11 protein-coding genes and 1 pseudogene are annotated in these 13,620 nt (G+C 61.3%); 7 read left to right on the forward strand and 5 right to left on the reverse strand.

Annotation, left to right across the window (positions count from 1 at the left end; translation table 11 throughout):
- The first annotated feature begins 25 nt into the window (after nucleotides 1-25).
- From mdtD to yccS, 4 genes are all read left to right on the forward strand, one after another.
- The gene (gene mdtD / locus BFQ01_RS12255) at nucleotides 26-1,453 is read left to right on the forward strand and encodes a multidrug transporter subunit MdtD (protein ID WP_065925478.1); all 1,428 of its coding nucleotides are present in this window, start codon (nucleotides 26-28) and stop codon (nucleotides 1,451-1,453) included.
- A gap of 130 nt (nucleotides 1,454-1,583) precedes the next feature.
- Nucleotides 1,584-2,921: an ATP-dependent RNA helicase DbpA gene (gene dbpA, locus BFQ01_RS12260; protein WP_235865629.1), complete on the forward strand. Its 1,338-nt coding sequence runs from the start codon at nucleotides 1,584-1,586 to the stop codon at nucleotides 2,919-2,921.
- 182 nt (nucleotides 2,922-3,103) lie between these two features.
- A complete protein-coding gene (locus tag BFQ01_RS12265; protein WP_065925479.1) occupies nucleotides 3,104-4,282 on the forward strand; it encodes an NAD(P)/FAD-dependent oxidoreductase in 1,179 nt (392 codons plus the stop codon).
- A 145-nt stretch (nucleotides 4,283-4,427) separates the two neighbouring features.
- Nucleotides 4,428-6,611: a YccS family putative transporter gene (gene yccS, locus BFQ01_RS12270; RefSeq protein ID WP_065925480.1), complete on the forward strand. Its 2,184-nt coding sequence runs from the start codon at nucleotides 4,428-4,430 to the stop codon at nucleotides 6,609-6,611.
- A 26-nt stretch (nucleotides 6,612-6,637) separates the two neighbouring features.
- On the opposite strand, the gene BFQ01_RS12275 is transcribed toward yccS, so the two are convergent.
- Nucleotides 6,638-7,375, reverse strand: coding sequence for a substrate-binding periplasmic protein (locus BFQ01_RS12275; RefSeq protein WP_065925481.1), 738 nt, complete (start codon nucleotides 7,373-7,375; stop codon nucleotides 6,638-6,640).
- A gap of 201 nt (nucleotides 7,376-7,576) precedes the next feature.
- Between BFQ01_RS12275 and BFQ01_RS12280 the strand changes: the two genes are divergently transcribed.
- Nucleotides 7,577-8,029 carry a GNAT family N-acetyltransferase gene (locus tag BFQ01_RS12280; protein ID WP_065925482.1) on the forward strand — a complete coding sequence of 151 codons (453 nt, stop codon included), beginning with the start codon at nucleotides 7,577-7,579 and terminating at the stop codon, nucleotides 8,027-8,029.
- 22 nt (nucleotides 8,030-8,051) lie between these two features.
- On the opposite strand, the gene BFQ01_RS12285 is transcribed toward BFQ01_RS12280, so the two are convergent.
- The 3 genes from BFQ01_RS12285 to BFQ01_RS12295 are packed head-to-tail and all read right to left on the reverse strand — an operon-like array spanning nucleotide 8,052 to nucleotide 11,017.
- Complete coding sequence (locus BFQ01_RS12285) at nucleotides 8,052-8,348, reverse strand: winged helix-turn-helix domain-containing protein (protein ID WP_065925483.1); 297 nt, start codon at nucleotides 8,346-8,348, stop codon at nucleotides 8,052-8,054.
- A 19-nt stretch (nucleotides 8,349-8,367) separates the two neighbouring features.
- Nucleotides 8,368-8,868: a M48 metallopeptidase family protein gene (locus BFQ01_RS12290; protein ID WP_065925484.1), complete on the reverse strand. Its 501-nt coding sequence runs from the start codon at nucleotides 8,866-8,868 to the stop codon at nucleotides 8,368-8,370.
- Between the two features lie 43 nt (nucleotides 8,869-8,911).
- Complete coding sequence (locus tag BFQ01_RS12295) at nucleotides 8,912-11,017, reverse strand: putative bifunctional diguanylate cyclase/phosphodiesterase (RefSeq protein ID WP_065925485.1); 2,106 nt, start codon at nucleotides 11,015-11,017, stop codon at nucleotides 8,912-8,914.
- 308 nt (nucleotides 11,018-11,325) lie between these two features.
- On the opposite strand from BFQ01_RS12295, the gene BFQ01_RS12300 reads away from it, so the two are divergent.
- Nucleotides 11,326-11,991 (forward strand): polysaccharide lyase family 7 protein, encoded by a 666-nt coding sequence (locus BFQ01_RS12300; protein ID WP_065925486.1) that lies wholly within the window; start codon nucleotides 11,326-11,328, stop codon nucleotides 11,989-11,991.
- 655 nt (nucleotides 11,992-12,646) lie between these two features.
- Nucleotides 12,647-12,940, forward strand: a complete 294-nt coding sequence (locus BFQ01_RS12305; protein ID WP_065925487.1) for a fructose-bisphosphate aldolase — start codon at nucleotides 12,647-12,649, stop codon at nucleotides 12,938-12,940.
- A gap of 164 nt (nucleotides 12,941-13,104) precedes the next feature.
- On the opposite strand, the pseudogene BFQ01_RS32885 reads toward BFQ01_RS12305, so the two are convergent.
- A pseudogene (locus tag BFQ01_RS32885) lies at nucleotides 13,105-13,237 on the reverse strand (fructose-1,6-bisphosphate aldolase); the annotation flags it as partial.
- Between the last annotated feature and the right edge of the window lie 383 nt (nucleotides 13,238-13,620).

Consider the following 13,620-nt stretch of genomic DNA (forward strand, 5'->3'; position numbering starts at 1 on the left):
TAGCCGGCTAACAAAAAGGTACCCCATGCCAGATCGTGCCCCTCTCGATGCCAAGACCGCCCGCTGGCTCCCCTGGGTGGTCGCGATTGCCTTCTTCATGCAATCGCTGGATGGGACGATTCTCAACACGGCACTGCCGGCCATGGCCCGGGACCTGGCGGAAAACCCGCTGCGCATGCAAGGGGTGGTGATCGCCTACATGCTCACCGTCGCCTTGCTGATCCCGGCCTCGGGCTGGATCGCCGACCGCTTCGGCACCAAGAAGATTTTCTTCGGTGCGATCATGCTGTTCAGCATCGGCTCCTTGCTGTGCGCCCTGTCCAGCAGCCTGACCATGCTGGTGGGCGCGCGGGTCATCCAGGGCCTCGGCGGTGCGCTGATGCTGCCGGTCGGGCGGCTCGTGGTGCTACGCGCCTACCCCCGCTCCGAGCTGGTGCGGATCATGGGTTTCATTACTATCCCCGGCCTGCTCGGGCCCTTGCTCGGCCCGACCATGGGCGGCTGGATGGTGCAATACCTGACCTGGCACTGGATCTTCCTGATCAACCTGCCGGTGGGCATGATCGGTTGCTACGCCGTGTGGAAATTCATCCCCGACCTGCGCGGCAGCGAGCGCACGCGCTTCGATGGCCTCGGTTTCCTGCTGTTCGGCGCGGCGATGGTGCTGATCACCATTGCCATGGAAGGTCTGGGCGAGCTGCATCTGCCCCACCTGCGGGTGATGCTGTTGCTGTTCGGCGGGTTGGCGTGCCTGGCGGCGTACTGGCTGCGCGCCGGGCATATCGATAACCCGTTGTTTTCACCGGCGCTGTTCAAGACCCGCACCTTCGCGGTGGGCATCCTCGGCAACCTGTTCGCGCGCCTGGGCAGCGGTGCCTTGCCGTTCCTGGTGCCGTTGCTGCTGCAAGTGGCCCTGGGGTACTCGCCGTCCCAGGCCGGCATGAGCATGCTGCCCCTGGCGGCGGCGGCGATGTTCGCCAAGTCGGTGGCGCGCCCGTTGATCGAGCGCCTGGGTTATCGCGTGGTGCTGACCGGCAACACCCTGGCCCTGGGCATCATGCTGGCGAGCATGGGCCTGGTCAGCGAACAGACGCCCTACCCGCTGCTGCTGGCCATGCTGGCGGTGCTGGGGGCGATCAACTCGCTGCAATTTACCGCGATGAACACCGTCACCCTCATCGACCTTGACGACGCCCAGGCCAGCAGCGGCAACAGCTTGCTGTCAGTGGTGGCGCAATTGTCCCTGAGCCTTGGGGTAGCATGCGCCGGTGCGTTGCTTGGCGGCTTTACTGCCGAGTCCGGCAACGATGGCGTGGAAAGCGTGCTCGGCGCCTTCCAGCTGACCTTCCTCACCGTGGGCATCATGGCGATGCTGGCGGCGGCGATCTTCCTGCAATTGTCGCCCAAAGACGGCAAACGGGCGGCCAGCCCGGAACAGCATATCGAGCATTAACGGGCGTCTCGTCTAGAACTTGCGGGGAAATTCCCACAGGGCTGGTACACTGCGCGACATTTTGTTTTGCAGAGCCAGTCCCGTGACTACCATCGCCACCGCTTTTAATACTTTGCCCCTGTCCGCCGCCATGCTGGCTAACCTCGACTCACTGGGTTATGTCGAGATGACGCAGATCCAGGCGCAAAGCTTGCCGGTGATCCTCAAGGGGCTGGACCTGATTGCCCAGGCCAAGACCGGCAGCGGCAAGACCGCGGCGTTCGGCATTGGCCTGCTGAACCCGATCAACCCGCGCTACTTCGGCTGCCAGGCCCTGGTGATGTGCCCGACCCGTGAGCTGGCCGACCAGGTCGCCAAGGAAATCCGCCGCCTGGCCCGCGCCGAAGACAACATCAAGGTCCTGACCCTGTGCGGCGGCGTGTCCCTCGGCCCGCAGATCGCCTCCCTGGAGCACGGCGCCCACGTGATCGTCGGCACCCCGGGCCGTATCCAGCAACACCTGCGCAAGGGTTCGCTGGTGCTGGACGGCTTGAACACCCTGATCCTCGACGAAGCCGACCGCATGCTCGACATGGGCTTCTACGACGCCATCGAAGACATCATCAGCAAGACCCCGCCGCGCCGCCAGACCCTGCTGTTCTCGGCCACCTACCCGGTGAGCATCAAGCAACTGGCGTCGAAATTCATGCGCGCGCCGCAGCAAGTGAAAGCCGAAGCGTTCCACTCCGACGACCAGATCGAGCAGCGTTTCTACGAGATCTCCCCGGAAGAACGCATGGACGCCGTGACCAAGGTACTGGCGCATTTCCGCCCGGCCTCCTGCGTGGCGTTCTGCTTCACCAAGCAGCAAGTGCAGGAAACCGTCGATCACCTGACGGCCAAGGGCATTTCCGCCGTCGGCCTGCATGGCGACCTGGAACAGCGCGACCGTGACCAGGTATTGGCGATGTTCGCCAACCGCAGTACCTCGGTCCTGGTGGCCACCGACGTCGCCGCCCGCGGCCTGGACATCGACGCGCTGGACATGGTCATCAACGTCGAACTGGCCCGCGACTCGGAAATCCACATCCACCGCGTGGGCCGTACCGGTCGTGCCGGTGAGACCGGCATCGCCATCAGCCTGGTGGCGCCGTCCGAAGCGCATCGCGCCCAGGCCATCGAGCAACTGCAGAAGTCGCCGCTGAACTGGGACCAACTCGACAACCTCAAGCCGCAAAGCGGTGGTCCGCTGCTGCCGGTGATGAGCACCCTGTGCATCGCCGCCGGGCGCAAAGACAAGGTGCGCCCGGGCGACATCCTCGGCGCATTGACCGGCGAAGCCGGCATCCCGGGTGCCCAGGTCGGCAAGATCGCGATCTTCGACTTCCAGGCCTTCGTGGCCGTGGAACGCGGCATCGCCAAGCAGGCGTTGCAGCGCTTGAACGACGGCAAGATCAAAGGCCGTTCGTTGCGCGTTCGGATCCTGTAACACGGTCTCCGACCTATATGGAGATCCAATGTGGGAGGGCGCTTGCTGTGGTGAGCGGGCTTGCTGTGGTGAGCGGGCTTGCCCCGCGCTGGGCTGCGAAGCAGCCCCACTGAATCGGGGCGCAAGCCCCCTCCCCCAGTTTTGATTGCATTTCAGCCCCCTATTTTTGTGAGGACATTGCTGTGCGCTCGACCGAAGTTGTGATCATTGGCGCCGGCGCCGCAGGCTTGATGTGCGCACTGACCGCCGCCGGGCGTGGGCGCAAGGTGATGTTGCTCGACCATGCGAACAAGGCCGGCAAGAAGATCCTGATGTCAGGCGGCGGCCGCTGCAATTTCACCAATATGTACACCGAGCCGGCCAACTTCCTCTCGCACAACGCGCACTTCTGCAAGTCCGCCCTGGCCCGCTATACCCAGTGGGACTTTATCGGGCTGGTGGCCAAGCACGGTGTGCCCTACCACGAGAAGAAACTCGGCCAGCTGTTCTGCGATAACAAATCCAGTGACATCCTCGGCATGCTGCTGGACGAGTGCATCCAGACCGGCGTGAGCCTGCACCTGGACACCTCGATTGAAGAAATCGCCAAGGTCGACAGCGGCTACCAGTTGCAGACCACCCTGGGTGAACTGCGCTGCGAATCCCTGGTGATCGCCACCGGCGGCCTGTCGATCCCGACCCTGGGCGCCAGCGGTTTTGGCTATCAAGTCGCCAGGCAGTTCGGCCACGAACTGCTGCCGACCCGCGCCGGGCTGGTGCCGTTCACCATCACCGACCAGCTCAAGGACTTGTGTGGCGAGCTGTCCGGGACCTCGGTGGATTGCCTGGTCAGCTGCAACGGCCAGAGCTTTCGCGAAAACCTCCTGTTTACCCATCGCGGCCTCAGCGGCCCGGCGATTCTGCAGATTTCCTCCTACTGGGAGTCCGGCGACACGCTGGAGATCAACCTGCTGCCCGACCACGACGCCCACACCTGGCTGCAACAGCAGCAGGTGGAGCGCCCCAACAGCGAGCTGAAAACCCTGCTGGGTGAAATCTTCACCAAGAAGATGGCCAACCTGCTGGCGGACACCTGGTTCGCGTCCAAGCCGATGAAGCAGTACACCCACGCTGAAGTGGCCGATATCGCGCAAAAACTCTCGAGCTGGCAACTGGTGCCGGCGGGCACCGAGGGCTACCGCACGGCCGAGGTGACCTTGGGCGGGGTGGATACGCGGGAAGTCTCGTCCAAGACCATGGAATCGCTGAAAAGCCCGGGCCTGTACTTTATTGGGGAAGTGCTGGATGTGACCGGGCATCTGGGCGGGTTTAACTTCCAGTGGGCCTGGGCCTCGGGTTACGCCGCAGCGCAGTACGCCTGATGAATGTGGGAGGGGGCTGGCTCCCTTCCACATTTGATTTACGGTATGCCTGGGAATAATTTGCTGCCAGATGTGATCACCACCCTTGCCGTGGCGTCACTGATGGCTCAATTTAGCGGCATCGTCCCGGAAGACTCCAGACTTCATGTCATCGACCTCGTTCAAGCAGTCCATGCGGCGCCTGTGGGCGCTGGATAAATTCAGCTACAGCATCCGGGTGTTTATCGCCCTCACCGGCAGCATGGCGCTGTGCTGGTATCAGGATGAAATGGCCCTGCTGATCCCGCTGTTCCTGGGGATTATCGCCAGCGCCCTGGCCGAGACCGACGACAGTTGGCAAGGCCGCCTCAACGCCCTGGCAGTGACGCTGGTGTGTTTCAGCATTGCCGCGCTGTCGGTGGAGCTGCTGTTCCCCTACCCCTGGATTTTCGCCATCTCCCTGGCCCTGGCCACGTTCTGCCTGACCATGCTCGGCGCCTTGGGCGAACGCTATGGCGCGATTGCTTCGGCCACCTTGATCCTGTCGGTCTACACCATGATCGGCGTGGACCAGCGCGGCGGCGCCGTCAGTGATTTCTGGCACGAGCCGTTGCTGCTGGTGGCCGGCGCCGCCTGGTACGGCGCGTTATCGGTGCTGTGGCAGGCGCTGTTCTCCAACCAGCCGGTGCAGCAGAGCCTGGCGCGGTTGTTCCGCGAGCTGGGGCGTTACCTGAAGCTCAAATCATCGTTGTTCGAACCGATTCGCCAACTGGACGTGGAAGCCCGCCGCCTGGAACTGGCCCAGCAAAACGGCCGGGTGGTGGCGGCGCTGAATGCGGCGAAGGAAATCATCCTGCACCGTGTCGGCAATGGCCGGCCGGGGTCGAAGGTCAGTCGCTACCTCAAGCTGTACTTCCTGGCCCAGGACATCCACGAACGCGCCAGCTCGTCCCACTATCCTTACAACGCCCTGGCCGATGCGTTTTTCCACAGCGATGTACTGTTCCGCTGCCAACGCCTGCTGCGTCAGCAAGGCAAGGCCTGCCAGGCCCTGGCCGAGTCGATCCAGCTGCGCCAGCCGTTCATCTATGACGACAGCTTCGCCCAAGCCCTCAGCGACCTGAATGCCTCCCTGGAACACCTGCGCATCCAGAGCAACCCGGCCTGGCGCGGCCTGCTGCGTTCCTTGCGCGCCCTGGCGGCCAACCTGTCCACCCTCGACCGCCTGCTCGGCGACGCCAGCAACCCCGACGCCCTGGCCGACGCCACCGACAGCAACCTGCTGGACCGCGCCCCGCGTAACCTGAAGGAAATGTGGACGCGCCTGCGCACCCAGCTCACGCCGACATCGCTGCTGTTCCGCCACGCGCTGCGCCTGTCCCTGGCGCTGACCGTCGGCTACGGCATGCTGCATGCGATCCACGCCTCCCAGGGCTACTGGATCATCCTCACCACGCTGTTCGTTTGCCAACCGAACTACGGTGCCACGCGGCGCAAGCTCGGCCAGCGGATCATCGGCACAGCCATCGGCCTCACCGTGGCGTGGGCGCTGTTCGACCTGTTCCCGAGCCCGCTGGTGCAATCGATGTTCGCCATCGCCGCCGGCCTGGTGTTCTTTATCAACCGCACCACCCGCTACACCCTGGCCACGGCGGCGATCACCCTGATGGTGCTGTTCTGCTTCAACCAGGTGGGCGATGGCTACGGACTGTTCCTGCCACGCCTGTTCGATACCCTGCTTGGCAGCCTGATCGCGGGCCTGGCGGTGTTCCTGTTCCTCCCGGACTGGCAAGGCCGGCGCCTGAACAAAGTGCTGGCCAACACCCTGACCTGCAACAGCATCTACCTGCGCCAGATCATGCAGCAATACGCCGCTGGCAAGAGCGACGACCTGGCCTACCGCCTGGCCCGGCGCAATGCCCACAACGCCGATGCGGCGCTGTCCACCACCCTGGCCAATATGCTGATGGAGCCTGGGCATTTCCGTAAGGAAGCGGATGTGGGCTTCCGCTTCCTGGTGCTGTCGCACACCTTGCTCAGCTACCTGTCGGGGCTCGGGGCACACCGCGAAACCCAACTGCCGGCCGAGGTGCGCGCGCACTTGATCGATGGCGCCGGCAATAGCCTGGCGGCGAGCATTGACGAAATCGCCACCGGGCTGGCGAACAAGCAGCCGATTGCGATTCAGAGCGATGCCGAGGAGGCCTTGGCGGCGGACCTGGAGCAGATGCCGGATGAGATTGATGAAGGGCAGCGGTTGGTGCAGACGCAGTTGGCGTTGATATGCCGGCAATTGGGGCCGTTGCGCACCTTGGCGGCGCATTTGATCAAGGACACCAGCGCGGCTTAGGTCGCTATCGGGGGCCCACACAGGCACTACATGCCATGGGCCTTCATCAACCGCTCATAACTGCCATCCGCCTTCATCCTGGCAATCTCGCGGTCAAAGCTCGCCACAATCTGCGCATGCTCGGGGTTCTTCAGGCTGACCAGGATATGCAGGCTGTTTTCGCTCAGTGGCGTGGGCAGAAACTCCACCGCATTGCGCACCCGCGCCGACTCGCGCGACAGGTAATAGCGCGCCACATACTCATCCTCCACGGTCAACCGCACCCGCTGCGCCGCCAGCATGCGTACCGCCATGGCGAAGCTATGCACCGGCACTTTCTGCAACTGCCCATCCCCATCGAACGCCGCTGAATAGGCATAACCGCGCACCACGGCAATGGGATAGTCGTGCAACTGCTCCAGGTTCTGAAACTCGATGGGATCGTCACGGCGCTTGATGAAACGCACGCGATTGAGCAGATATTCGCCGGAAAACTGCCCCAATTGTGTACGGGCCTCGTCGTACCAGGCGTTGACCAGCACGTCATAGCGCCCATCGCCCACCCCCATCAGCGCTCGCGCCCAGGGCACCTGTTGGAAGTCGCTGGCATAGCCCGCACGGGCCAGGGCCGTGGTGACTATATCGGTGGCCAGGCCACCGTTGATCAAGGTGGCATCGGTAAACGGTGGCCAGGCATCCGCGACCAGGCGCAGACGCTGTGCGAACACAGGTGTCGCCAGCAACAACACTCCAATCAAAGCAACGGCACGAGACAATCGCGGCATGCTCAAAATCCTTGGCGGCGGGCGGTGGCCTTGGCTCAGGCAGGGCCTGAGGTTCTAACATTAGCTCAGATTACACAAAGAAACGGACGTCGAGAGCACTCAATGATGGCAAATTGATTTCATTCACAAAAAATAGTCGATTTAGACAGAGTCGTCCGTCGCGCTTACTATCCAGAACAGACATTCAAGTGAGAACACACCATGACAGTCGATTGGGTCTGTAAACATCACACCGACCTGGGCAAGGAGCAGCTGTACGCCATTTTGCGTTTGCGCGGCGAGGTCTTCGTTGTGGAGCAGAAGTGCGTCTACCAGGATATCGACGGGCAAGACCTGGCGGGCGATACCCACCACCTGATGGCGTGGAAAGACGACGAGCTGGTGGCCTACCTGCGCCTGCTGGACCCGGAGTCCCAGGGCGGCGACGTGGTGATCGGCCGTGTAATCGTGGCGCCGGTTGCACGGGGCACCGGGCTGGGGCACCAGATGATGGAAGAAACCCTCAGGCAGATTGACGAGATCTGGCCTGAGATGCCGATCTTCCTGTCAGCCCAGGCCCATCTGCAGGGGTATTACGGGCGGTATGGGTTTGTGGTGGCGGGTGAGGAATACCTGGAGGATGACATTCCGCATATCGGGATGCGGCGCGCTTGAGGCCGCCCAGCCACCGCTGAACTCAGGGGTAACCCAGAACCCGCTTGATCTGGCTGAGATTCACCTCGATCCACCCCCGATCAATCGCGCCCCAATCGCGAATCCGATAATGCCCGGCATGGTTGCGGGCCCCATCCTCCTGCTCGAACTCACACACAATATCCAGGTCCGCCAGCGCCGCAATCGTGTCCTGCGCGGTGCGCCGGGGCATGCCGGTGACATCGGTCAGCGCCGGGACGCTGCTGGCCAGCCCACTGTCGATCAGGTACGCCACGTACAGCCGGCGGTAGAAGCTGCTTTTGGTCTTGCTCACATCCATGGTTGGTCGCCTTGTGCGGTCAGGGCTTGCCCTGCAGGTCGCGATACGTGAGGTATACCCGCAGGTCGAATTCCACCTGGTGGTAGCCGGGCATCATGTAGTCGCAGAGTTTGTAGAACGCTTTGTTGTGGTCCGATTCCTTGAAGTGCGCCAGCTCATGAACCACGATCATGCGCAGGAATTGCGGCGCGGCCTCTTTGAACAGCGAGGCAATGCGGATCTCTTTCTTGGCTTTGAGATTACCGCCCTGCACCCGCGAAATCGTGGTGTGCAGGCCCAGGGCGCGGTGGGTCAGGTCCAGGCGGTTATCGAACAGCACTTTGTCGATGGCCGGCGCGTTGCGCAGGTGTTCCTGCTTCAAGGCCTGGGCATAGGCGTACAGGGCTTTGTCGCTCTGCACCCCATGGCGATCGGGGTAACGCTGTTCCAGGTAGGCGCCCAACTGGTCCTTGGCGATCAGTTGGCGCACTTGCTCCTGGAGGGCAGCGGGGTAGGCCTGGAGGTATTTCAGCGCGGTCATTGGGGTCTGCAACAGGATTCGGATGGGCGCCAGTGTAGCGAATTCAGCGCACGCGGGCGCGTGACCAGTCGACCACTTCTTCAGCCATCAGGGGCTGCGCCGCCCACGGCCCCTGGATAAACGGGCAACCCTGGGCCTTGAGCCACTGGGCCTGCTCCTGGGTTTCCACGCCCTCGGCCACCACGACCACCTCAAAATGCCTGCACAGCTCGATAATGCTGCGCGCCATCGCCGCGTCCCGCACCGAGCCCGGCAGCCGCGCAACCAATTGCGGATCAAGCTTGAGTGTATCGAAGGCCAGGTCGCGCAAATGCGCCAGGGAACACTGGCCCGAACCGAAGTCATCCAGGGCGATACGCACCCCGATACGGCGCAGCAACTTGAGCTGCTTGGCGGCCTCTTCCAGGTTACTCATCAGGCAGTCCTCGCTGATTTCCACCTCCAACTGGTACCCCTCCAGCCCATAGCGCTCGAGCATCTGCTGCAGTTGGTTCACCAGGTTCGGCATATTGAACTGGCTGCTGCTCAGGCTCACGCTCAACACCAATTCATCGTCGAACGCGGCTTGCCACGCCTGGCGCTGGGCGGCGATCTGCTGATAGATCCACGTGCTCAGTTGACTGATCAGCCGCGCCTCTTCCAGCAACGGTAAAAACAGCCCCGGCGGCACATCGCCGACGCTGGGGTGCCGCCAGCGCAACAACACCTCAACGCCGCGCAAACGCCCATCCACCAGAGAAACCTGGGGCTGATAGACCAGGGTGAAATCCTTGTTTTGAATCGCCGTACGCACGCTGTCTTCAAGCATCAGCCGCGAGCGGGCGCGACCGTTCATTTCCTGGTCGTAATAGCGATATTGCTGGCGGCCGGCGCGCTTGGCTTCGTACATGGCGATGTCGGCCGCGCGCAGCAAACCACTCAAATCCGCGCCGCAATCCGGGAAGGTGGCAATGCCGATGCTGACGCCGAGCATGACATCCAAACCGTCGACCTGCTGGCACACCGACACTCGCTCGATCAGCTTTTCCGAGATCTTTGCCGCCTGCTCCGGGAACTCCAGCTCCAGCAGCGCCGTGAATTCATCGCCGCCCATGCGGCCAATAATGTCGTAGGAGCGCAGACAGCCCTGCAATTGCTCCGAGACCCAGCGCAATACACGGTCGCCGGCATCATGGCCCAGGGAGTCGTTGACCCGCTTGAAACCGTCGAGGTCCAGGTACAGCAACACCAGGGACTGCTCTGTCCGCTCACTGCGGGATAAGGTGTTTTCCACCGCCTGGTAGAAACCACGCCGGTTCAACAGCCCGGTCAGCGGATCCGTCACGGCCTGGAATTCCAGCTGCTGGTGCAGGTGGCGCACTTCGGACATATCCAGCACCGTCACCACCATGGCCTTCTGCTCTGCGGGCAGCGGCGCGCAGGACAACGCCACCGGCACTTGCTGGCCACGGCTGGTGCGCAGGAGCGCATCGTGCAGGCGCCAGGTTTCACCGCGGCGGTAGTCGGCGTACATTTGCGAATCCGGCCAAGTGGGCACATGGGGCTTTTGCAGGAAACTCAGGAAGTCCTGGCCTTGCAGTTCCTGGATCGTGGCATTGAGCAGGCGCGAAATCGCCGGGTTGGCGTATTCGATCACGCCCTCTTCACTCACCACCAGGATGCCCTCGGCGGCGTTATCCAATACCGAGGCATTGAACGCCCGGGCGGACTCCAGGTCATGGCTCAGGCGCTGCAAGGCCCGGCGGTTGCGCTGATGCTCCAGCAACGCCTGGACCTTGGGCTTGAGGATGTGCGGGTCGAAGGGCTTGAACAGGTAGTCGATGGCGCCGCTGGCGTAGCCTTCCAGCACGGCGGCGGGGGATTGGGCGTTGGCACTCAGAAAAATGATCGGGGTCATGCGCGTGCGCTGGCTGCCGCGCATCAAGCGAGCGACTTCGAAACCGTCCATGCCGGGCATCATCACATCCAGCAGCACCAGGTCGACCTCATGCTGCAGCAGCAACTCGAGGGCTTCCACCCCGGACGCGGCGGTGATCACCACCCAATCATCACGCTGCAGAAGCGCACGCATGCTGATCAGATTTTCCGGGTAGTCATCGACCACCAGAAGAACCGAACTGCCATCGCCATGAGGTGGAGCGCATTCCATGCTAGGTCTCTTCCTTGGGTCTACTCCGGTCACTTCTGAGAGAAAACCCGGACAAACATTGAGGCCTCACTCTAGCCCCGGATCCTGAAAATCAGAAGTGACGTGGACGCCATCATTGCGCCAAAGTTCAGTCAGCCGACTAACGGTCAACCTCTACAGCCCACGGTTCATGGGAAACATGGCTTTTTGGCATTCCCTTGGCGCCAATAAATTGCCAGCAAACGTTTAACAACTGGCCGGCCACCGCCTATAAAGAACCTGTCAGGCCCCCGGGCCAAAGCCTTCACCCCCTGTAAAAGGCCAATGCCATGATCGACCTCTCCACTTGGAACCTGAGCATTCCGGTCGGCTCGCCCCCCGCGACGATCGACACGCCCAGGCTGCTCAGCGGCTTCAACGACCAATACTTCCAGGCCGAAGGCAGCAACGTGCAATTCTGGACCCCCGTCACCGGCACCCGCACCGAAAACGCCGTGTACCCGCGCAGCGAACTGCGCGAAACCTACGCCGACGGCCGCCTGCGCAATTGGACCTACCCCGAAGCCGACAACTTCCTGCGCGCCACCCTGGCGGTCAACCAGGTGCCCTCCAGCGGCAAGATCGTCATCGGCCAGATCCACGCCTATGACAGCCAGAAACCGCTGATCAAGCTCGAATACCAGTTCAAGGAAAAGACCCAGACCGGCAACATCGTCGCCAAGGTGCGCATGCGCCCGGACGAAGATGAAAGCCGCGTGATCATCGTCGCGTCCAATGTGCCGCTGGAGAAAAGCTTCACCTACGTAATCAACCTCAACAAAGCCGGGCTGCTCAGCGTGTACGCCGCCGACAGCGAGTGGAATGAACGCATCGGTGCAGCGTGGGCCGCCAAGCCGCTGTACTTCAAGGCAGGCGCTTATGTGCAGGACAACAGCGGGGACAGCAAGGAAGGCGCGAAGGTGACGTTTGCGAAGTTGGATATTGATCACGAGTGAAGTGTCCGGTGGCGCCAAGGACGATTCCTCGGTGAAGCGACCGTATTAAACACGCCACCATCCCTGTGGGAACCGGGTTTGCTCGCGATAGCGGCATAGGCACTTAAAGTGCTGACACATAACTCTGTGGTGAGCGGGCTTGCCCCGCGCTGGGCTGCGAAGCAGCCCCAAAACCTTCACCTTGAGTGATTCTGGCACTCTGCGGTGACCTTATTGGGGCTGCTGCGCAGCCCAGCGCGGGACAAGCCCGCTCACCACAAGAGCCTCGTGGGCTCAGGTAATATTTTCACCAAAGATGTGCAGATATGCATGGCTATCGCGGGCAAGCCCGGCTCCCGCAGTTGATCTGCTTTGCCTGAAGACGCTGTGCTCGTCCTACACGACCATTGCGACAAGCAAAATCGCCGCTTATAGTTCGCCCCGTCGCCGGCATTGACTGGCGATAGGGTTTCGCAGCCCTACAGAGTTAAAACCGCACCCGTCAAAACAGCCCCGGCATTCCTGCCGAAGGCCGTCTTTGTTATGGCGGCTGTGCGTGGGAGACCTTCGGGTCTGCCGGGTCTTAACTCCTCGGTCTGCGAACCCGCGCACAGTTGCCACCTTATTTGTTTCGCAGCAAACGGTGGCTTTCTTCTATTTGAGTTAAGGATTTGCCATGAAGAACCAACTCCCCCCGCGCCGCTTTTACCCTTGCACCGAAACCGCCACCGAAAACCCCGTGCTCCTGATAGACAGCGACGCCCCACTGCTCGACCTCCACGCCTGCCTGCGCGAACGCCTCAACGCCGCCCTCGAACACCTCAACCTGCTGGCCTGCTCCAGCCTGCCGGACTTTGCAGAGCGCGACTTGAATAACGTGGCCAATACCGCACGCATCCTGGTGCAGGACGTGAGCGATGTGTTTCGGGTGATTGAGCACCGGGGTTTCGATAGACCAGCCCCTGGCTGATCAAGGCTTCACTTCAAACAACCTGAATGTCACCTATAGCGGACTTTTTGGGGAGCCCGCCGCGAAATGTCCGCTTTAACGGACATTTCAATAAATACAACAAATCAAATTCCACCAACAAAAAAGTCCGCATCGCTGCGGGCTTCTTTTCAAACGCTTTCGGCTCAGTTCACCTTAGCGTTCAACTCACCTTTCAAATACCGCTGATACATCGCTTCCAACGAGACAGGTTTGATCTTCGAAGCATTACCCGCAGTACCACACGCTTTATAACGCGTAATACACAGCACGCATGGCGTTCAAGGCCGATAGGGTAAATCCCAGATGCAGGTCACTATCAACGTAGACATTCCATACGCCGCACTTGGTGTCCCCGACTGAACGCTCTAAATTGAGCACCCGCGAAGAAAAACATGTGAACCACAATGACAACCGAATCTTCGGTATATATGCAACTGGATGTTACAGCCTTGTGTATTAATCAGTATTTTTAGATATCAGCGACAGAGCGAGATGTGGGAAATACCAATCAGAACTATCCGACAAACCCCTACAAAAACACACAAGGACTCAGCTGAAAAATAATACAATTCAAAAAATACAAATTGACATTCGCAATAAGCGCTCATACGGTTTAAATGCATCGCAAATCTGCGAAGACACCAACACAGAGGAACTAT

This window comes from Pseudomonas sp. 8 R 14, from assembly GCF_900005955.1.
Taxonomy (GTDB): Bacteria; Pseudomonadota; Gammaproteobacteria; order Pseudomonadales; family Pseudomonadaceae; genus Aquipseudomonas; species Aquipseudomonas marginalis.